Raw genomic sequence first — 19,578 nt, 5'->3', positions numbered from 1 at the left:
CATAGAGGTTGTGGTCGGGTCAGATCTGGTTGGCCGGTGCCGGTGCGTCAACACAGTGTTGGACCGCTCGCCGTTGCGGGGAGTTTCCGCCGCTCCACCCGGCCGGATCGAGGAGCTTTTTGGTGATGTCAGCTTGCCCCTGCAGCGCTTGCCGCAGCCCAGCGTTGCGTGGTGATCTCCAGTCGGAGCATCGGCCTATTAGAGCCCCAGCCTCACTTCCTCCCTCATGTACGGCGCCGGTGCCCGCCCGCTCCGTCATCCGGTCATCGATGCCTATGACCCTCGGGCGGGCTCATAGGCATCGGCGACGCAGACGAGCCCGCGCACCAGAGTTCAGAGCGTTCGCGGAGCCCTTCGACTCCCCCGGACTCGGCAGGGCCCGCTTCGAGAGTACTGGTCCGTCTGGACTGACTCCTGCGCTTCCTTGCTGGTCGACAGCGCTTCGGCCGCTTCGCTGTCATTCCTGCCGCGCTCCCCATCGTCAAGCCGCGTCTCTGCTTTCGAACTCCCGCAGAATCTCACTCGCAGCCGTCTCGGTTCCGTGACTCTTGTCGCCCATGCATGTCCCATCGTCTATTGCCTTGCCCTGTGCGGGTTCCTCAACGCAGCCCGTCTACGTCCGCGCGGCATACGCCTACGTTCAGCTGGACGGGTACGGGTGGTCGGCGAGCCGCCGCGCCAAGTGCACCCCGTTGACGGCGAGGGCGCGAGTCGTCGCCTTCACGGCGTCGGGAGTTTCCTGCAGGTCCTGGTAGTCGGTCCCCTGCTGTGCTTCGCCGACCCAGTAGGTGACCGCCCCGGGCGCCAGCGAGAAACCGATGTCGTTGAGACCCTGAAAAACGTCGGCGCTTACCTTGTGGGCGCCGTCCTCGTTGCCGACGACGGCTACGGCGGCGACCTTGTTGTAGGTGAGCAGTCGGCCTTCGTCGTCGGTCTCGGACAACTCGGCGTTGAGACGTTCCAGGACCCGCTGGCAGATGCTGGAGGGGTGCCCCAGCCAGATCGGGGTGGCGATGAGGAGGATGTCTGCTGCCATTACCAATGTGCTGGCCGGCCGACCCGCGCTCGGTGCAGATCCCACAGTCGCCGACCGGCCCATCAGCGTTACAGAAAACAGGTGGGCTGGACGGGCGGGGCCCGCGGGAAACGTTCCGCATTCCCGTGGCCTTGAGGCCGGCAAATGCCCATTATGGTCGTTATGCATTGCGGGCCGGGGGTACTCGACAGAGCATGACTCCAACAAGCCCTTGGCCATCGTGACCGGCGCCTCCAGCGGTATCGGCTTCGAGCTGGCCCGGCAGCTCGCCGGTCGCGGCTTCGATCTGATCATCAACGCGGAGGATTCCGACCGGCTCCGCGATGCGAGTGAACGCATCCGGGCGGAAGGTGTTCAGGTAGAGGCCGTCCAGGCCGACCTGCGGCGCTACGAAGAAGCAGAACGCCTCTACGCATCCATCAAGGCGACGGGCCGCCCAGTGGCCGTCGCTGCCCTGAATGCCGGCGTCGGCCGCGGCGGCGCGTTCCTCGACACGAACCTGACGGACGAGCTGGAAATCGTCGACCTGAACGTACGTTCGACGGTGCACCTGGCCAAGCGCATCCTGCGCGACATGGCCGCCGACGACGAGGGAAAGGTGCTGATCACTTCCTCGATCGCGTCAACGATGCCTGGCTCTTTCCAGTCGGTCTACAACGCCTCCAAATCGTTCCTGCACCCCTTTGCTCAGGCGCTGCAGAACGAGCTCAAGGACTCCGGCATCACCGTCACGGCTCTGATCCCGGCCCCACTGAAACCGACTTCTTCCACCGCGCCGAAATGGACGACACCAAGGTCGGCCAACAGGCGAAGGACGATTCGGCGCAGGTCGCCGAACAGGGTCTGAACGCTTTGTTCGCCGGCAAGGACAAGATCGTCGCCGGTTCGGTAAAGACCAAAGCCCACGGCCTGGCCAACAAGGTGCTCCCGGACACGGCGAAGGCTGAGGCCCACCGCAAGATGGCCGAACCCGGATCGGGTGAGCCCACGAAGAAAGGTAAGGATGTATGAAGGCGTTGGCGTGGCACGGCAAGCGGGATGTACGGGTCGACACGGTCCCCGATCCCAAGATTCAGGATACAACCGATGTGATCATCAAAGTGCGCGTCCAAGGCTGGCGTCGAGTCCTTTGTGCACGCGATGCGGGCGGAACTGGCCCCCGAGGGCGTCAGCGTAGGTATCGCCTACCTGAACTGGATGGACACGGACATGATCCGCGATGCGGATCAGCATGCCGTGCTGCGCGAGTTGCGGGCGCGCATGCCCAAACCCGCCCGAAAAATCTAGCCCGTCGACACGGTCGCCGCGCGGCTTGCGACCGCCGTAGAGCGGCGCTCCTCCGCCGTCTATGTCCCCGCCTGGCTCCGCTCCGTGCAGCTGGCCGAGGAGCACGTCAATGAGCTCGCCCGTCAGGCGGTACCGGTATGCCTCGGAAGGCGCCGCCGGGCAAGGACAGGAGTGCCACCGAGACCGGCACAGAGACGACCGTGACGGCCCGCCGGCCGGGCCGGCCGGCACTGGCACCGGCACTCGCCGCGAGATCGGGACGATCTGGTCAGGCCGAGGAGTTACCCGAATCGGGCATGCAGGAGGTCAGCATGCGCCAGGTGTGCGAGACAGTTGCTCCGGCCAAGCCGAGGAGAGCCATGGGAGGGCCGGCCCAATAGGCGAGTTCACGGTGCACCTCCGGGGCCAACTCGATAGTCACCTGCACGTACCGGTTCCGGAGCACGCCGACTTTGGTCATGCCCGGCGGTTCTGGATTCCGGTGCAGGGCGGCTCGGTAGCTGTCCTTGCGTCGGGTCACGCCGTGTGCCGCATCATGAGTTCCTCCGCGAGGTCCATATAGGCCGACCCTTTCACCTTGACTTGCATGCCGAATGACTGGGCGTACAGATCGAGCCGGGGGATCTGCGTCCCCAATACGTCGTAGCCGCGCTCGGTGAGCACCTCGCGCGCGTCGGCATCCGGACCGGTACGAGTGGGCTCATGGCGATTGGTGCGGTTGAGCAGTACCGCGGTGCGTGCCGGCTCGACACGCAGGGACTCCACGTCGTCCATCTCTGTCCGAATGGGCGCCATCCGGTCGAGCTCGATGGGCGCCGGGGTCACGGGGATGATCCACTCGTTCGCGTGGCGCATGATGCTGCGGGCAATACGTGCATGGTCTTCCAGCTGCGGAGCGTCGAAGACGACCGCCCGCCGGTCACCGAGGAAGTCGCCGACCCGGCGGTGTACATCACCGACTGGCAGGGCGACCACCGGGAACGGGAATCCGCCGGCCAGATCGCTCCAGCGCAGGGCGGAACCAGCCGGATCCCCGTCGACGAAGAGGGGAGACATGCCCGACTCATGGAGCGCGTGGGCCAGCCAGATCGCGCTCGTCGTTTTGCCGACTCCCGGCTTGAGATTCACGAACGCACAGCTCAACAACACTCGCAAACCGTAGCACTCAGGCACAATCCATAAGAGAAATACCCAATCCTCGGCGAGCCGCTACCCGCACCCACCGGCGGGCGCCGAGCCGACGGCACGATTCAGTGCCGTGATCGCCGGCAGGTCGTCGAAGGCGACCGTGTTCACGATGCCCGCGTTCGCCACGACAATCGCCGGCGGGCGATCCAGCTCCGCCAGCGCGGCATCGAGCGCGTCCACGTCGACGGCTCAGCGATCAGCGGGGACTACGGGCACCTGCCGCAGGCGGTTGCGGCCGATGCCGAGGACGGGCAGCACCTTGGTGATGCTGGAGTCCGGACTGCCGGAGAGGACGTCGACGGCTGATGAGGTTTACGGCGGCAAGGTTGACGCGGGTGCGTCCCCCTCTTCGGGTCGACGGCCCTGGATCCTGTGGCCGCGGGCAGCTCTCGCACACAGCCTCGGTGACTGTGCCGCCGGCGCTTGTGTCGTGCTCGGCGCTCAGACCGCGGGAACTGTGTGGTGGATCTCCCGCAGGAACGTGGCATTGTTCGGCGTACGGCGGATCCTGTCGAGCAGGGTCTCCAGGGCCGGCTGCCCGTCCCGCGAGTGAAGAGCGCGGCGCAGCCCACGCAATGCTGCCAACTCCGCAGGAGAGCGTAGGAGTTCTTCGCGCCGAGTGCCGGAGGGGGTGATGGCGACGGCCGGGAAGATCCGTTTGTCCGCCAGCGTGCGGTCCATCCGGAGCTCCATGTTGCCGGTGCTCTTCAGCTCTTCGAAGAAGTAGTCGTCAGCGCGGGATCCGGTGTCGACCAGCGCCGTGGCGAGGATGGTCAGCGAGCCTCCTTCCTCGGCAAGGCGGGCGGCTCCAAAGAGACGCTTGGGGCCCTGTACGGCCGCGGCGTCCACGCCACCGGTGAGGGTTCGGCCGCCCGAGGCCGCCGCGTTGTTGTGGGCCCGGCACAGCCGGGTGAGGGAATCCAGCAGAATGACGACGTCCTGGCCCTGCTCGACAAGCCGCTTCGCTCGCTCCACCGCGAGTTCGGCAAGGGCGATGTGTTCCTTGGCGGAGCGGTCGAAGGTCGAGGCGAGTACTTCACCTCGTACCGAACGGCGCATGTCGGTGACCTCTTCGGGGCGTTCGTCGAGCAACACCACCATGAGACGGCATTCAGGATGGTTGGCGGACACGGCGGCCGCCAGTTGTTGCAGAAGCACCGTCTTGCCGGTCTTGGGCGGCGCGACAATCAGTCCGCGCTGCCCCTTGCCGACGGGCGCGACCAGGTCGACGAGCCGTGTTGTCAGGCTCCCCGCTTCGTGTTCGAGATGCAGGCGTTGCCTGGGGTGGAGCGGGGTGAGGTCGCCGAAGTGCGGACGGCCGCGGAGCTCCTTCGGTGGACGGCCGTTGACCAGCTCCACCTGGGCGAGGGAGCGCGGCCGGCCGACGCGGCCTTCGATGACATCGCCCTTTCGCAGGCCGTGTTGGCGGATCTGGGCGGATGGCACCTGTACGTCGCCCGTGCTCGGCAGAAGCCCTTGGGTGCGGAGAAAGCCCTGCCCGTTGCTGGTGATGTCGAGGACGCCGACGGCCTGAACCGGCAGTTGTCGCTGGGCAGAGGGGATTTCGAGAGTGCTGGTCATGCAGGTCCTTTCGCGGACATGATGAAGGAGGGCCCGGGGATGCTGCAGAGTTACGCATCGCGAGGCGGCCAAAGGGCCGAGGGCCGGGAGCAAGATCTGGTGTTGAGAGCTGGACTGCCGGTCATGAAAAAGACGGGCGTAACAGCGAAATGAAGGAAACAAGCACTGGCGCCGAGGTGAAGGCGTACACACGTGCTGTTCGGAAGGTACCACTCAGCGCCGGGGGATGCTAGTGAACTTGAGTTGGTGCTGCCGGGGCCGTCATGCCTGACGGGCCGCTCCAGCCGCCTCCGCCACACGTCGGGCATCGCCCCAGTGACCACGCGCCTGATGGGACGGCTTGTACGGGACACGGCCGACCTTGTTGTCGTCGTGTGCCGAGCTCGTCCGGGACCGGGCGGTGGGCTTTGGCCACACCCGCAGGTCCCAGTGTGTGAAGCGGCGGTGCGCCGTCTGTCAACAAGCTCTGGAAGACCGGCACGAGCAGCCCCCGGCGCCGTGCCCCACCCGGGCCGCAAAGTGGGTCGCGCGCGTCGGCACGTACAACAACGCCGGCGGTGAGCCACGCGGCCGGCACCCGGCAACCCACAACTGCTGCGGTCCAGTGCGGGAGCTGTTCGCGGCGCTGGACCTGGCCAAGGACAGCTCCATCGAGCCCGCCAAGAAGTGGTCCAGGTCCCGGAGTTCTACCGCCGGCCGCACGCTCTTCCCGAGCCACGTCCGCATCGCCATCGCCTGTGACAACTTCTCCCCCACCTGACGAAGAAGAAGTGCGACGAGGCGGCGACTGGGCCGCCGCGGACCATGACGACGCGGCCTCCGGCCACCGCGCCCGATGGATGCCTCGGGGTGCTGGTGGTGGCCGGAGGCCGCTGCTGCGTCGGTCAGCCCGCGTTCTTCACGAATTCGGTGGTGTAGGTCTTGCTCAGGTCCACCGTGGCGTTCTTCAGGTTCGGGTTGAATGCCTTCAGGACGCGCTCGACGGTCTCCGGTCCGTTCGCCGGCATGACTCCGTCCGCCGTGAACATAGGCAGCGTGCTCTTGATCGACTGCGCGTACAGCTCCTTTCCGCCCTTCGCGTAGTCGGCGGGCATCTTCGCGGCGATCTCTTCGGGCGTATGGGTGGACATCCACTTGAGGGTCTTCACGAAGGCGGTGGCCAGCTTCTGCACCTGCTCCTTGTGACTGTTCACCCAGTCGGTGCTCATGTAGAGGCTGGAGGAGGGATAGGGGCCGCCGAGAGCCTTCTTGGAGCCTTCGGGCGTACGCATGTCGATCAGGACCTTGCCGAGCTTCTTGTCCAGGATCTGCGCGACGGTCGGGTCGGTGGTCATGCCGCCCTGGATCGAACCCTGCTGCAGGGCCGAGATGAAGGTCTGGCCCGCACCGACGGCGACCGGCGTGAACTCACTCGTCTTCACACCGTCGTTGACCGCGAGGTACTTGGTGAGGAAGTCGGTGGACGAGCCAAGGCCGGTGACCCCGAGCTTCTGGCCCTTGAAGTCCTTGGGGGACGTGATGTCGCCCGCCGCCTTATTGGAGACCACCTCGACCTCGCCCGGCGCGTGTGAGAACTGCACCACTGATTCCACCTGCTTGCCCTTGACCTGCAGGTCGAGCGTGTGGTCGTAGAAGCCGACGACGCCCTGCACGTCGCCGGAGACGAGCGAGGTGGTGGCCTGTACGCCGGCCGGCTCGGTGAGCAGCTGGACGTCGATGCCCTGGTCCTTGAAGTAGCCGAGCTGCTGGGTGAGCATCGCGGGCAGGTAGATGACCTTGTCGAGGCCGCCGACCATGATCTTGACCTTACTGCCACTCTCGTTGCCTGCGGCGGAGGAATCGTTGCCGCAGGCGGTGAGGCTGGTGAGGGCGAGCGTCGCGGCCGCCGCGGCCGCCGAGATGTTGACGAATCTGCGCATGTCGATGTCCTTAAAGCGAGAGATTACGGGGGCAGTTGGGGCCTCAGCGGTCTGCGCCGGCTTCCACGGGCTTCCAGCGGAACAGCCGTTTCTCCAAGAAGGTGAGCAGCCCTTCGGCGAGCAGTGCGACGACAGCGAGAATCACCATGGCCGCGTACACGCCTGCCGCGTTGAAGGTGCCCTGAGAGGCGGATACGAGCAGGCCGATGCCCTTGGTCGCGCCGATGTACTCGCCGACGATGGCGCCGATCAGCGCGAAACCGAAGCTGACGTGCAGGCTGGTGAAGATCCACGAGGTGGCGGAAGGGATGACCACCTGAAGGGTGACCTGGCGGTTGCTCGCGCCCAGAATGCGGGAGTTGTCGACGAGGTTGCGATCGACCTCCCGTGCACCCTGGAAGGCGTTGAAGAAGACCGGGAAGAAGACCAGCACGACTGCCGAAGCGACCTTCGAGGCCGGTCCGAGGCCGAACCAGATAAGAAAGATCGGGGCGAGTACGATGCGCGGCAGCGCGTTGAGCACCTTGATGTAGGGGCCGAGCACATCGGCGAGAAAGCGGATCCGGCCGAGCGCGATACCCAGCACCACACCGCCGATCACGCCGATGATCCAGCCGAAGAGCGCCTCGTAGAGGGTGTACCAGATCTGCTCCCACAGGGAGCCCTGCGGGGTGCCGTGCAGCGCCCAGGTGGTGATCTGGTCCCAGATCTTCGACGGCATCGAGAAGTTGAAGGGATCGATGACGGCGGAGCGGGCGAGCCACTCCCAGAGCCCGATCACCGCGAGGAGCAGCAGCACCCGGGTGCCGTAGACGAGGAACCTGTGGTTGCGGGCGGCCCGCGCCCGGGCCTGCGTCCGTTCTGTACCGGCCTTGACGGCGGCTGCCGGTGGGGCGATGGTCTCAGGCGGCATCGAAGGCACCCCTCTCGCGGGTGATCCGCACCTCTTCGCCGAGCGAGGACCAGATCTCCCGGTAGATCTCGATGAACCGCGGCTCCAGCCGCACCTGCTCGACCTTGCGGGGCCGTGGGAGGTCGATCTCGAAGATCTCCTTGACCGTTGCCGGGCCGGCCGTCATGACCACGACCTTGTCGGCGAGCGCGATCGACTCCTCCAGGTCGTGGGTGACGAAGACGACCGAGGAGCCGGTCCCGGACCACAGCTCCAGCAGTTCGTCGGACATCAGCGCGCGAGTCTGTACATCGAGCGCCGAGAACGGCTCGTCCATGAGCAGGATCTCGGGGTCGTTGACGAAGGTCGCCGCCAGAGCGACACGCTTGCGCTGGCCACCCGACAGCTGATGCGGGTACCGGTCCTCAAAGGATGAGAGCCCGACCCGCGCGAGCCACTCGCGGGCCCGCTCCTTCGCCTCGGCTTTCGGCGTGCCGCGGAAGCGGGGACCGGCCATCACGTTCGACAGCACGGTGCGCCAGGGGAAGACAGCATCCTGCTGGAACACGAAGCCGACCTTGTCGCCGATACCGCGGACCGGCTCGCCCCCCACCAGCACCTCGCCCTCGGTGGGCTCTTCCAGTCCGCTGACCAGTGTCAGCGTCGTGGACTTGCCGCATCCGGTGGGTCCGACCACCGCGACGAACTCGCCGCGGCCCACGGTCAGGTCCAGATCCCTGATGGCGGTGTGGAGGGCACCGGACGGAGTCCGGAACGCTTTGCTCGCCCCTCGTAGCTCGATGGCGGGGCTTGTTTGGCTGTTCATGGGGCGGGACGCTAGATGTGGCCCGTGCCACAGCGGCAGCCTTGTGGGCGCAATTCCTCCTTCTGCTCACAAACCCCTGTTGTGCTCGTTTTGCTCGCGCTACAACAACGGATGCGTTACGGGGTCTGGGCACCGGCCCTGGCCGCGATTACCGTGCGTTCACGGTGACATGAATCGGAACAGTCAGTTCCGCGAGGGTGACAAGGACCGGGAGGCAGAGGTGACCCGTATGCGGATCCGCTGGCCCCGACGCGTCTTCGCCCAGGTGCTGGCCGCGCAGCTGGCCATCACCATCGGGGTCATCCTGCTCACCACCGGGCTCTTCCTCGCCCCGCTCAGTTCCCAGCTCGACGAACAGGCGATGCGCCAGGCGCTCTCCATCGCCCAGACCACCGCCGCCGACCCGGAGATCACCCACGAGCTGCTCACCACCGAGCCGAGCCGGAATGGCCCCGTGCAGCAGCGAGCGGAGCGGATCCGTCACGCCACCGGGGCCCTGTACGTCGTGGCGATGGACACTCGCGGTGTGCGTTGGTCGCACACCGAGGCAGCACGGATCGGCCACCGTGTGTCCACCGACCCCAGCGTCGCGCTCTCCGGCCATGACGTCATGCAGATCGACATCGGCACGCTGGGGCGCTCCGCCCGCGCCAAAGTGCCGCTACGCGACGCTACGGGGAAGATCGTTGGCGCGGTATCGGTGGGAATCGCCTACGACAGCGTGCGCGAGCGGCTGCTCGGCGCTGTCCCCGGACTGCTGCTGTACTCAGGCGCGGTGCTCGCCGTGGGCGTGCTGGCCGCGATCGGTGTCTCACGCAGGCTGCAACGGCGAACTCATGGACTCGCATTCGCCGATATCTCCGCGCTGCTCGAGGAGCGCGAGGCGATGCTGCACGGCATCCGTGAGGGCGTGGTCGCGCTCGACGGGCAGGGCCGGATCCGCCTGGCCAACGATGAGGCACAGCGACTTCTCGGCCTGGGCGAGGACGACACCGGACGCCCTCTGGACGAGGTGCTGCCCCAAGGGCGTACCTCGGACGTACTGACAGGACGGGTCGACGGGGAGGACCTGCTCACCGTCAGCGGCGGCCGGGTGCTGGTCGCCAACCGGATGCCGACCGAGGACGGCGGGGCAGTGGCCACCCTGCGCGACCGCACCGAACTGGAGCTCCTCGGCCGCGAACTGGACAGCACCCACGGACTGCTCGACGCGCTGCGCGCCCAGGACCACGAGCACGCCAACCGGCTGCACACCCTGCTCGGGCTGCTCGAACTCGGCCTGCACGACGAGGCGTTGGAGTTCGTCGCCGAAGTCGCCGATACCCGACGGGCCTCCGCCGAACATGTCGCCGGGCGCGTGCACGAGCCCCTGGTATCGGCGCTGCTCGTGGGCAAAGCCGCCATCGCAGCCGAACGCGGCGTGGCCCTGCGCGTCTCCGCATCGACGCTGCTGCCCGACCGGGTGATCGACCCGCGCGACCTGGTGACCGTACTCGGCAATCTCATCGACAACGCTACCGACGCTGCCGCACACCGCTCGGCAGACCCGCTTGTGGAAGTCGAACTGCGAGCCGAGCGCACCACAGTGGTCCTGCGGGTCTCCGACACCGGGCCCGGTGTGCCGCCCGGGATGCGCGACCAGGTCTTCGCCGAAGGCTGGTCGACCAAGCAGTCCCCCGCACACCGTGGCCGCGGGCTCGGCCTCGCTCTGGTGCGGCGGCTGGCCGAGCGGTACGGCGGCATGGCCCGGGTCACCGCACGCGCGGGTGGTGGCGCGGTCTTCACCGTCGTACTGCCCGAGGCACTCGCCGGGGACGACACCCCCATCCGTCAACTCACCGTTGCAGGAGAGTCACGATGATTGACGTACTGGTCGTGGACGACGACTTCCGCGTCGCCGAGATCAACGCGGCGTACGTGGGCAAGATGACCGGGTTCCGCGTCGCGGCCCGGGCCCACACCGCCGCCCAGGCCATGGCCACCCTCGAACGCACCCACGTCGACCTTGTCCTACTCGACCACTACCTGCCGGACGAGACCGGCCTGACCCTGGTACGGCGAATGCGTCAGCTCGGCCACCAGGCCGACGTGATCATGGTGACGGCGGCCAGCGACATCGCCACCGTCCAGGCCGCGATGCGGCACGGCGCACTGCAGTACCTGGTCAAGCCGTTCACCTTTGCCGGGCTGCGCGCAAAGCTCGAGGGTTACGCGACACTGCGCCGCACCCTCGAGGGCGTGGGCGGACGCGGCTCTGCGGGCCAAGAACAGGTGGACCGCATCTTCGGCGCACTCAGAGCCGCTGACGCCGCCCCGCCCGAACTGCCCAAAGGACACTCCGCACCTACCGTGGACCTTATCCGCCGCGTCCTCGGCGACGCCGGACACCCCCTGCCCGCACACGAAGTTGCGGGACGCGTCGGCATAAGCCGCTCCACCGCCCAGCGGTACCTCAAGTACCTCGAGGGCGCGGGCCACATCACCCTCACCCTGAGATACGGCGACACCGGCCGCCCAGAGCACCTCTACACGTGGGCGAAGGTGCACTGAGGGGCCGCTGCAAGGGGGCAGGCGGCAGCTGCTCACAGCGCTGCGCCGGGACACCCCCGACGGCATCCTCGACCCTGCGCTGCGGTTGCGCGGGTGACACGCCGTCGTGACAGGGGCCGCACCCCCTGGGGGGCGGCCCTCATGTGCGGAGGTGGGGCTGCACGCTGCGTCTGCATGGTGTCGGAGCCCGCATACGCTTTCTGGAGGGCGGCGGGCACTGGCATGATCGAGGGATGGCTAATCGCATCACTGCCGCGTGTGACGGGGCATCGAAGGGAAACCCGGGCCCTGCGGCCTGGGCATGGGTCGTGGCCGACACGCAAGGTCAGCCCGTGTCGTGGGAGGCCGGACCACTCGGCAAGGCCACCAACAACGTTGCCGAGCTGACCGCGTTGCTGGAGTTGCTCGGGGCGACCGACCCAGCCGTGCCACTGGAGGTGCGTATGGACTCGCAGTACGCGATGAACGCCGTGACCAAATGGATCGCCGGATGGAAACGAAACGGCTGGAAAACCGCGGCCGGCAAACCTGTCGCCAACCGCGACCTCGTCGTACGGGTCGACGAACTGCTGGCCGGCCGCACCGTGGACTTCCGCTACGTCCCGGCCCACCAGGAAGACGGAGACCACCTCAACGCGATCGCCGACCAGGCGGCGAGCGAGACCGCACTGACCCAGCAGGCTGCAGGCACCTCATACGGCACCGAGCAGATGCCCGCCCCCACGCGCCCTCAGCAGAAGGCAGCCCGCAGCAGCGGCACTGCAACAAAGAGGGAGACCGGGAAGCCGCACACGTCCCGCCCGGGAGGAACCATCCGTGCAAAGTTCTCGGGCCGGTGCCACTGCGGGAAGCCGTACGCTGCGAAGGACTTGATCGCAAAGAGTCCAAACGGCTGGGGGCACCCAGAATGCCGAGCGGCCGAAGCCGGGTGACCTGCCGTACTCCGCAATCTCTGAGCACTCTTTGTCGTGGGCTACCGCCCGGATCGGATCAACCGGCGTGACTTCGAGGTCAATTGGAATGATGTTGTTGACCGACGCGGGGTGGTCGTCAGTGACTGGTCGAGGCTGTCCGAGAGGCCGCCGAATCGGCCCCCTGAGCATGGCCTTCAGTACGACAGCGCCGCTGATGGGCCTGCCGCTCTCACGGGCGGCGGGCCGTCGCCGTGGTGAAGGCATCGACTCCGGTAGGTTCGGCTGACAGCTGGCAGAGCCACACGGCCCGCTCCGGATCAATGGCCCAGGCGCTCACTCCGCTGGCCAAGACGGTGCCCTTCGCGACGGGCTCGGCGATGTCGCAGCCTTCGCAGTACACGCCACCCGTACCCGCCAGTTGCGGAGAGGTCGCCGACCACGCCTGTGTGGCCGCGCCCTGTTCGGGCGTCTTCCAGCCGCTGTTCGTCGGACCGGCTGGTCCTGCGGACCGAGGCGTCCCCTCGGCCATCAACCGTGCGGTACGGATCAGTCGGCGAGTACCGAGTCATCTTCCGGGCGGGCGCCGGGCAGTTGGTAGCGGCCGGCGATGAGGGCCGCATCAACGTCCTGGGTGCCGGTGGACACGCACAAGGTATAGGCGACGTCATCCATCCGCTGCTGCACCTCGGGGCTACCGGCGTCGGCGTGCAGCACCTTCAGCGTCTGGTACTGCTCGATCAGATTCCTCAGGACCACAGGGTGGGCCAACAGCATGACGGGTCTCCTCGTTTACGCTACAAACGCCCAACTGCCCCCGACGCTGCACCTGCTACCCGGGCTTTGCAGCTCCATGCGCCGCCCGCCGATGGTCTTGCAACGACTCCTGGAACCCGAGGAGGCGGGACCAGGGCCTTGTGATGCAGAGCGGGTTGGTGGGTGAACGGGGACGGACTCGACGGTCGGACGGGCGAGCCCTCGACCGCGCTGCGCTCACTCGCTTGCTGAAGGAAACGCATCTGCGCGGACGTGGGGCATGGGGCGGCTGGACACGCGGTACCGGCCGTTGGGCAGGTGAGCTGCAGTCGTGACGCGCACTGTCAGTGGTCCGGCCCACTCGTAGCCGTTCATCTCGCCGTGGCGCGCGAGAGTGTCCATGAGCACCTGTCCCAACTGTCGGGTGTGACGCGCCAGCTCCTTGTGTACGCCGGAGGCGAGTTCGATCTCGTAGGCGTTCGGCACCACGACGCGACTCTCGCTGCACACCACCGCGTGGTTGTCGCATTCACCCCGCAGCCTGTCGAGTATCTCGACCGGTTCGCTGTGGAAGACCCTCGCGATCAGGCCGTCCTGCCAGCGTTCAAGAACCTGTTCCCACCGCTTGAGAGATCCCATGGCACCTCGCGTGCCCGCGACATCCCTAGATCACGCCAAACGGCGCAGCCTGCACGAGAGCCGGCTGGGGGCTCCGGCTACTGCGGGAAGGGCAGCATCGTCGGCGGGCTGATCGCGTGCGGCGGCCTCACCTCTTCCGACCCCGCTGGCATCGGCCGCCGCTGGTCCGCCGAGGGCAGGACCGACCCGGCACCGTTGTCGTGGTTTCATGGTCGGCGAGCGAAGAGCCGCCGACGTCCCGGGCCGGCAGATAAAGGTGGCCATCTGCGCCGGCAGACGGCGCCGGCGGGGGGCAGCCCGGAGCAGGTTCGGCGGGATCCTCGAGCGAGCACCGAGCCCACCAGCAGCGTGCGGTACTGCTCGCGGGTCCGCGGGGTGGGGTCGGACCCGGCGGGGAGCAACGGAAGGTGGCCGGCGTCCAGGGGGCGTCGTGCAGGACCCACTTGGAGATTTCGGCGTCGGGCAGGCCCTCCACGAACAGCACCCGCCGGTTCATCGCGGTCTGCCGGATCGCCCCTCCGGGTTCAGAGGGAAGTCATGACGTGCTTGATGCGGGTGTAGTCCTCGAAGCCGTACGCTGAAAGGTCCTTGCCGTAGCCCGACTTCTTGTAGCCGCCGTGGGGCATCTCGGCAACCAGGATCATATGCGTGTTGATCCACACGCAGCCGAAGTCCAGCCGCTTGGACATGCGCATCGCACGTGCGTGGTCCTTGGTCCACACCGAGGACGCCAGCGCGAACTCGACGCCGTTCGCCCACTCCACCGCCTGGTCCTCGTCGGCGAAGGACTGGACTGTGATGACCGGGCCGAAGACCTCGTTCTGAACGATCTCGTCGTCCTGCCTGAGGCCGGAAACGACGGTCGGAGCGTAGAAGTAGCCCTTGTCGCCGACCCGGTGGCCGCCGGCCTCGACCTTCGCGTGGGCGGGGAGGCGGTCGACGAAGCCGGAGACCTGGGCGAGCTGGTTCACGTTGTTGAGGGGGCCGAAGAGGACGCCGTCCTCGTCGATGCCGCCGGTCCTGGTGTCCGCGGCGGCCTTCGCCAGCAGAGCGACGAACTCGTCGTGGGCCGACTCGTGCACCAGTACACGCGTGGCCGCCGTACAGTCCTGGCCGGCGTTGAAGAAGCCCGCGACGGTGATGGAGTCGACGGCGCGCTCGAGGGCGGCACTGTCGAGGTCGTCGAAGACGACGACGGGCGCTTTGCCGCCCAGCTCCAGGTGAACCCGCTTGACGTCCTTGGCGGCACTCCCAGCCACCTGGATGCCGGCGCGTACCGAGCCGGTGATGGCGGCCAGGGCGGGGACCGGGTGCTCGACCATCAGCTGTCCGGTCTCTCGGTCGCCGCAGATGACGTTGAGAATGCCCGCCGGGAGCCCCAGCTCTTTCACCACGCCGCCGACGATCTCGGCGAGCAGCACCGTCGAGGCAGGGGTGGTGTCCGAGGGCTTGAGTACGACGGTGTTGCCGGCGGCGACGGCGGGGGCGAACTTCCACACCGCCGTCATCATCGGATAGTTCCAGGGGGCGACCTGCGCGCAGACGCCGATCGGCTCGCGGCGGATGATCGACGTCAGGCCCTCCGCGTACTCGCCGGCCGAGCGGCCCTCGAGCATGCGGGCTGCGCCGGCGAAGAAGCGGATCTGGTCGACCATCGGGACGACTTCTTCGTCGCGCGTCACGGGGCGGGGCTTGCCGGTGTTGCGGCACTCGGCCTCGACGAGTTCGTCGGCACGGGCCTCCACAGCGTCCGCGATCTTCAGGAGCAGGGTCTGGCGGGTACTCGGGGTGGAGTCCCGCCACGCCGGGAAGGCGTCCGCGGCGGCCGCCATGGCGGCGTCCACGTCGGCCGCGCCCGAGAGTGGAGAGCTGGCGTATGCCTCGCCTGTAGTGGGATCGACGACCGGCAGAGTGCGGCCGTCCTGCGCGTCGACGAATTCACCGTTGATGTAGTTGCGCAGCGTACGGATGTCACTCACGCGGCTCTCCTCATGGCTGGGGCGTACAGATGGCCGTTGAACCTACGGTCGGGCGGACCGGTACGTGGCGATGACGCAGCGGCCCGGAGGCGGCCGTGAATTTGCGTTCCGGTCGTGCCGGGAGGGAGCCCGGTGCGCCGGGGCGTGGACTTGGCGACTTCCACGTCGTTGCACCGGGGACAGCGGCTGGGCAGAGGGACCCGGCCGGGTCCCTCTGCCCTGAGAAGCTAACCGGCGTCCGACCGGCCGAGAAATGGTGGATTCATCCACTATCCCGGTCCGGGATGGATGATCTGCACAGTTCCCGGCTCTGTTGGAAGAGGCCGTGGGGATCTTCCTGCGCTGTGTCGGTGACATCGCCGAAGCCCAGCCTGGTGGTCATCAGGTTCGCGTGAATCTCGTGAATCCTGGCTGGGACCGTGCGGAACTCGCCGCCGTATGCCTCGTACTTCTCATCGCTCTCGCACTGCTCCCGCAGCGGCGCCGGCTTCGGCGACCCGGGCCCTGGTCCGGCCGAGCCGAAACGATTCGGTGCCGATCTGGATGATGTTCCCGCCGAAGGTGAGCCGGTCGACGATGGCCACGCAGGGCCGGGGACCGGCCAAGGTCCGCGTCCAGCCCCCAAAGGATTCGTTGGAGGCGATGGCCTGGACCTGGCGCGTGAAGTCGAGCGGTTCGTTGCCACGGCGCGGACCACGCCGACTGCCTGCGGGCATGGGCGCGGCGGAACCCGCTGAGGTCGTGGTCGAACCCCGCTTCGTCGGCCCGCTGCCATCACCGGCCCCAGCAGGACCGCGAACAGCAGTGGTAGCAGAGCGCACCCGTGCACGGCGGCTCCATCATCGGCACCACCGCGGGCCTGCTCATGAGCCCGGGTCGGTGACAGGCCCGGTCGGGCACAGGCTCGTTCAGTCACAGGCCGGGCCGTGACAGGCCGTGCGGGCTAATGGTTCCTCACGGGTGCAGCAGTTCAGCCGCACCCGTGAGGCCCCGGCTCAACTGCGCGTGAATCGGTACGTCTTGCTGTCCGTCGCCACGCAGAAGCCCGGCGACAGCACGATCACCCGCAGCGTGCCCGTCCGCCGGTCGTAGTCGATGCCTTCGGCCTCGAAGCTGCCCGAGCACGAACTGCGCAGCGGGAGCTGGCGCAGGGCGGTCACATGGCCACGGACGTCCGCCGAGCCGTTCGGCTCAGCCGACAGGTCCACCTGGAGCAGCGGTTTGGTCATGCCGAAGAGCGTGCCCGCCGGGTCGTCAGACGAGCACAGGAGCGTCGTCGGGGTCGAGAAGTCGCAGCCCTGGATGTCGCGTACGGGACGGTCGAGCACGACCGTCGAGGACTGCGTCAGGTTCACCGCCGGTGAGGTCCCGGAGTTGACTCCGGGCGTGGGGTAGACGATGAAACGGCTCATCGTGCCCCACTCGCCGCCCACCATGAACTGCCCGTTCGGGTTGATGGCGACCCATGAGTTGTTCAGTGCCTCGCCCGCGCTGAGCTGGTGGACGTACTCCGACCAGGTACCGCCGGGTGCCTGGACGCGGAACATCTTGGAGTTGCCGGAGTCCCTCTGGAAGGGCTCGATGTAGTAGCCGTTGTACGAGGCGTCGGGGTCGCCGACGTGGTTCCAGCCGCGGTTGCTGACGCTGGAGGGGATCGTGCCGACTCCCGTGTAGCGGTTGGGACTTCTCGCGGGGACCTCGACCGAGGTCAGGCCCTGGCTCTCGGTCAGCGGGTTCGCGCGGTCCGAGCCCACCTCCGTCCAGGTGTCGGCCGCCGATGCGGGTGCCGTGCTCTGGGCAGCGGCGGCAACAGCCGCGACCAGAGCGGTGAGGGCGGTGCGGACTGCGCCAACGGGGCGGGAAGCAGAAGCGGTTCGGGCGGCTTGACAACGTTGCCATCTCATGTGGGGGCTCCTTGGCTCCGTCGAACTGCGGGGGTCGGCGCACAGTCTGCTCAGGCCGTTCGGACATGTACAGACCAAATGGGTGAACGTTTGAGGAGCGGCCGGCTGCCGCGGGACGTGAGCAGGTGACGAGCGGGGTCCAGAGGGCGGGCGCACTGCGGAAGCAACCGGAACGTTTCCGGGTTGAGGTTCGCCTCTGGGTGCCGTACCGGCTCCGGAGGGGTCGGCGGGGGAATGTGAGACAGCCCCGAGACCCACCGCGATGTGCAGGGTCGCAACCCGCTCAGCGAAGGCGGCTATGCGTGGCCGGCCCCATCGTGGCCTGGCTGGGTCAAGGCCCACGGCGCTGGCCAGGCGTTCATGCGCGGCATTGAGCCGTAGCCGAGCCCGACCGCCAGCGTGTTCTGCAGGCCGCCCGATCAGCTCCGCCGCTGTCTTGGTCACGAGTCGCAGTGCGGGTGAGGGATAGGTGGTGTGCAGCAGGGAAGGCGCGGCGGAAGTCCACAAGGCGTGGCGCAAGCAGGGCGACGCGGCCAGTACGAAGCGCAGTGGCGTGCGATTGGCGAGGAAAAGGTTGTGCAAGGCAGGTAGGGCGGGGCAGTCGACTACACGACCTGTCGGGCAGCGAGAGGACGGACACCGTGGCACGATCGAGGATTCTTGTGGTGGGAGCCGGCTTCGCCGGGATCGAATGTGCGCGTCGGCTGGAACCCAAGTTGTCCCCGGCGGAGGCGGAAATCTCGCTGGTCACCCCATTTTCTTACCAGCTCTACCTGCCCCTGCTGCCTCAAGTGGCCGCCGGCGTGCTGACGCCGCAGTCCATCGCGGTCTCGCTGCGCCGCAGCAGCAAGCGCCGGACCCGCATCATCCCCGGTGGCGCCATCGGTGTCGACGCGAAGGACAAGATCTGCGTCGTCCGCAAGATCACAGGTGAAACGGTCGACCTGCCTTACGACTACATCGTGCTGGCTCCTGGCAGTATCACCAGGACGTTCGACATCCCAGGGCTCGTTGAGCACGCGCGGGGTGTGAAGACGCTCGCTGAGGCCGCCTACATCCGCGACCATGTCATCGCTCAGCTCGATCTGGCAGACGCCAGCCAGGACGAGGCAGAGCGGACATCCCGGCTCCAGTTCGTAGTTGTCGGCGGCGGTTACGCGGGCACCGAAACGGCCGCGTGCCTTCAGCGCCTCACCCAGCACGCCGTGAAGCGCTACCCGCGCCTGAACCCCGAGCACATCAAATGGCACTTGGTCGATATCGCGCCCAAGCTGATGCCCGAACTGGGCGACAAGCTCGGACTCGCGGCCCTGGACATCCTTCGCAAGCGCGGGATCGAGGTTTCGCTGGGGGTGTCCGTCGCCGAAGCGGGGCCCGAAAAGGTGACGCTCACCGACGGCCGCGTGCTGCCGTGCCGCACACTCATCTGGACTGCCGGTGTCGCCGCGAGCCCGCTGGTCGGCACTCTCGACAAGGAGACGGACCGTGGGCGGCTCGTGGTACGGCCCGAGATGACGGTCCCCGGTGCGGACTGTGCCTTCGCCCTCGGGGACGCAGCAGCCGTCCCGGACCTGGCCAAGGACGACGGAGCGATCTGTCCGCCCACCGCGCAACACGCTCTGCGGCAAGGGCGGAAGGCCGCCGACAACATCATCGCCTCGATGCACGGCCAGTCGCTCATGCCGTACGTACACAAGGACCTTGGCCTGGTGGTTGACCTCGGGGGCAAGGACGCCGTTTCCAAGCCCCTCGGCATCGAACTGCACGGCCTGCCCGCGCAGGTGGTGGCCCGCGGGTACCACTGGATGGCACTGAGGACCAATGTCGCCAAGACCCGTGTGCTGACCAACTGGGTGCTCAACGCGGTCGCAGGAGACGATTTTGTGCGGACCGGCTTCCAGGCGCAGAAACCGGCCACCTTGCGCGACTTCGAATACACCGACGCCTACTTGACACCCGACCAGGTCCGCGCGCACACCGCTGCCCTCCGAGCCCAGGCCTGACGACCGACTGCGCCGAGGCGGTGGCGGCCGCTTTGCTGCGACACCGCCGCGCCCGTCGTTGGCGGACGCCGCGGATACGCGCGGCCGGCATCGGCGGCGCCGACCAG

17 protein-coding genes and 4 pseudogenes are annotated in these 19,578 nt (G+C 67.6%); 8 read left to right on the top strand and 13 right to left on the bottom strand.

The annotated features are described in order from the left end of the window. Positions 1–640: 640 nt before the first annotated feature. Positions 641–1,180, bottom strand: coding sequence for an NAD(P)H-dependent oxidoreductase (locus AB0D12_RS35890; RefSeq protein WP_362692708.1), 540 nt, complete (start codon positions 1,178–1,180; stop codon positions 641–643). A gap of 76 nt (positions 1,181–1,256) precedes the next feature. On the opposite strand from AB0D12_RS35890, the gene AB0D12_RS35885 reads away from it, so the two are divergent. The 3 genes and pseudogenes from AB0D12_RS35885 to AB0D12_RS35875 form a co-directional block, all read left to right on the top strand. After that, complete coding sequence (locus AB0D12_RS35885) at positions 1,257–1,883, top strand: SDR family NAD(P)-dependent oxidoreductase (RefSeq protein ID WP_362692705.1); 627 nt, start codon at positions 1,257–1,259, stop codon at positions 1,881–1,883. Beyond that, complete coding sequence (locus tag AB0D12_RS35880; protein ID WP_362692673.1) at positions 1,817–2,047, top strand: hypothetical protein; 231 nt, start codon at positions 1,817–1,819, stop codon at positions 2,045–2,047. The genes AB0D12_RS35885 and AB0D12_RS35880 overlap by 67 nt, the downstream gene beginning before the upstream one ends. Positions 2,048–2,119: 72 nt before the next feature. After that, positions 2,120–2,527: pseudogene (locus AB0D12_RS35875) on the top strand (SDR family NAD(P)-dependent oxidoreductase); the annotation flags it as partial. A gap of 312 nt (positions 2,528–2,839) precedes the next feature. On the opposite strand, the gene AB0D12_RS35870 reads toward AB0D12_RS35875, so the two are convergent. The 3 genes and pseudogenes from AB0D12_RS35870 to rho all read right to left on the bottom strand — a co-directional run bounded on the left by AB0D12_RS35870 (position 2,840) and on the right by rho (position 5,092). Next, on the bottom strand, positions 2,840–3,472 hold the full coding sequence (locus tag AB0D12_RS35870) for a ParA family protein (RefSeq protein ID WP_362692670.1): 633 nt from the start codon (positions 3,470–3,472) through the stop codon (positions 2,840–2,842). A 102-nt stretch (positions 3,473–3,574) separates the two neighbouring features. After that, positions 3,575–3,811: pseudogene (locus AB0D12_RS35865) on the bottom strand (aspartate aminotransferase family protein); the annotation flags it as partial. A gap of 141 nt (positions 3,812–3,952) precedes the next feature. After that, complete coding sequence (rho, locus tag AB0D12_RS35860; RefSeq protein ID WP_362692667.1) at positions 3,953–5,092, bottom strand: transcription termination factor Rho; 1,140 nt, start codon at positions 5,090–5,092, stop codon at positions 3,953–3,955. A 604-nt stretch (positions 5,093–5,696) separates the two neighbouring features. On the opposite strand from rho, the gene AB0D12_RS35855 reads away from it, so the two are divergent. Then, positions 5,697–5,852: a hypothetical protein gene (locus AB0D12_RS35855; protein WP_362692664.1), complete on the top strand. Its 156-nt coding sequence runs from the start codon at positions 5,697–5,699 to the stop codon at positions 5,850–5,852. A 124-nt stretch (positions 5,853–5,976) separates the two neighbouring features. Here AB0D12_RS35855 and AB0D12_RS35850 read toward each other — a convergent pair whose 3' ends face one another. Genes AB0D12_RS35850 through AB0D12_RS35840 form a run of 3 tightly spaced genes read right to left on the bottom strand, consistent with a single transcriptional unit; the run spans position 5,977 to position 8,729 of the window. Next, a complete protein-coding gene (locus tag AB0D12_RS35850; protein WP_362692661.1) occupies positions 5,977–7,011 on the bottom strand; it encodes an ABC transporter substrate-binding protein in 1,035 nt (344 codons plus the stop codon). A 43-nt stretch (positions 7,012–7,054) separates the two neighbouring features. Next, on the bottom strand, positions 7,055–7,924 hold the full coding sequence (locus tag AB0D12_RS35845) for an ABC transporter permease (protein WP_362692658.1): 870 nt from the start codon (positions 7,922–7,924) through the stop codon (positions 7,055–7,057). Continuing rightward, positions 7,914–8,729 carry an ABC transporter ATP-binding protein gene (locus tag AB0D12_RS35840; RefSeq protein WP_362692655.1) on the bottom strand — a complete coding sequence of 272 codons (816 nt, stop codon included), beginning with the start codon at positions 8,727–8,729 and terminating at the stop codon, positions 7,914–7,916. Before AB0D12_RS35840 ends, AB0D12_RS35845 begins: the two co-directional genes overlap by 11 nt. A gap of 229 nt (positions 8,730–8,958) precedes the next feature. On the opposite strand from AB0D12_RS35840, the gene AB0D12_RS35835 reads away from it, so the two are divergent. The 3 genes from AB0D12_RS35835 (at position 8,959) to AB0D12_RS35825 (ending at position 12,211) form a co-directional block, all read left to right on the top strand. After that, complete coding sequence (locus tag AB0D12_RS35835; protein ID WP_362692702.1) at positions 8,959–10,590, top strand: sensor histidine kinase; 1,632 nt, start codon at positions 8,959–8,961, stop codon at positions 10,588–10,590. Continuing rightward, on the top strand, positions 10,587–11,279 hold the full coding sequence (locus AB0D12_RS35830; protein ID WP_362692652.1) for a response regulator: 693 nt from the start codon (positions 10,587–10,589) through the stop codon (positions 11,277–11,279). Before AB0D12_RS35835 ends, AB0D12_RS35830 begins: the two co-directional genes overlap by 4 nt. A gap of 233 nt (positions 11,280–11,512) precedes the next feature. Further along, complete coding sequence (locus tag AB0D12_RS35825) at positions 11,513–12,211, top strand: ribonuclease H (protein ID WP_362692649.1); 699 nt, start codon at positions 11,513–11,515, stop codon at positions 12,209–12,211. 211 nt (positions 12,212–12,422) lie between these two features. On the opposite strand, the pseudogene AB0D12_RS35820 reads toward AB0D12_RS35825, so the two are convergent. The 6 genes and pseudogenes from AB0D12_RS35820 to AB0D12_RS35795 all read right to left on the bottom strand — a co-directional run. Continuing rightward, positions 12,423–12,674 (bottom strand): annotated as a pseudogene (locus tag AB0D12_RS35820) (oxidoreductase); the annotation flags it as partial. Positions 12,675–12,739: 65 nt separating this feature from the next. Continuing rightward, the gene (locus tag AB0D12_RS35815) at positions 12,740–12,967 is read right to left on the bottom strand and encodes a DUF5133 domain-containing protein (RefSeq protein ID WP_326654867.1); all 228 of its coding nucleotides are present in this window, start codon (positions 12,965–12,967) and stop codon (positions 12,740–12,742) included. A gap of 216 nt (positions 12,968–13,183) precedes the next feature. Next, complete coding sequence (locus AB0D12_RS35810; protein WP_362692646.1) at positions 13,184–13,585, bottom strand: DUF3662 domain-containing protein; 402 nt, start codon at positions 13,583–13,585, stop codon at positions 13,184–13,186. Between the two features lie 524 nt (positions 13,586–14,109). Continuing rightward, positions 14,110–15,564, bottom strand: a complete 1,455-nt coding sequence (locus AB0D12_RS35805) for a gamma-aminobutyraldehyde dehydrogenase (RefSeq protein ID WP_362692643.1) — start codon at positions 15,562–15,564, stop codon at positions 14,110–14,112. 452 nt (positions 15,565–16,016) lie between these two features. Then, positions 16,017–16,211 (bottom strand): annotated as a pseudogene (locus AB0D12_RS35800) (ATP-binding protein); the annotation flags it as partial. A 348-nt stretch (positions 16,212–16,559) separates the two neighbouring features. Further along, complete coding sequence (locus AB0D12_RS35795) at positions 16,560–17,468, bottom strand: hypothetical protein (protein ID WP_362692641.1); 909 nt, start codon at positions 17,466–17,468, stop codon at positions 16,560–16,562. Between the two features lie 641 nt (positions 17,469–18,109). Between AB0D12_RS35795 and AB0D12_RS35790 the strand changes: the two genes are divergently transcribed. Beyond that, positions 18,110–19,471, top strand: coding sequence for an NAD(P)/FAD-dependent oxidoreductase (locus AB0D12_RS35790; RefSeq protein WP_362692638.1), 1,362 nt, complete (start codon positions 18,110–18,112; stop codon positions 19,469–19,471). The last annotated feature ends 107 nt before the right edge of the window (positions 19,472–19,578 follow it).

This window comes from Streptomyces sp. NPDC048479 (assembly GCF_040651435.1).
GTDB lineage: Bacteria > Actinomycetota > Actinomycetes > Streptomycetales > Streptomycetaceae > Streptomyces.
This window is presented reverse-complemented; position numbering and strand designations above follow the sequence as displayed.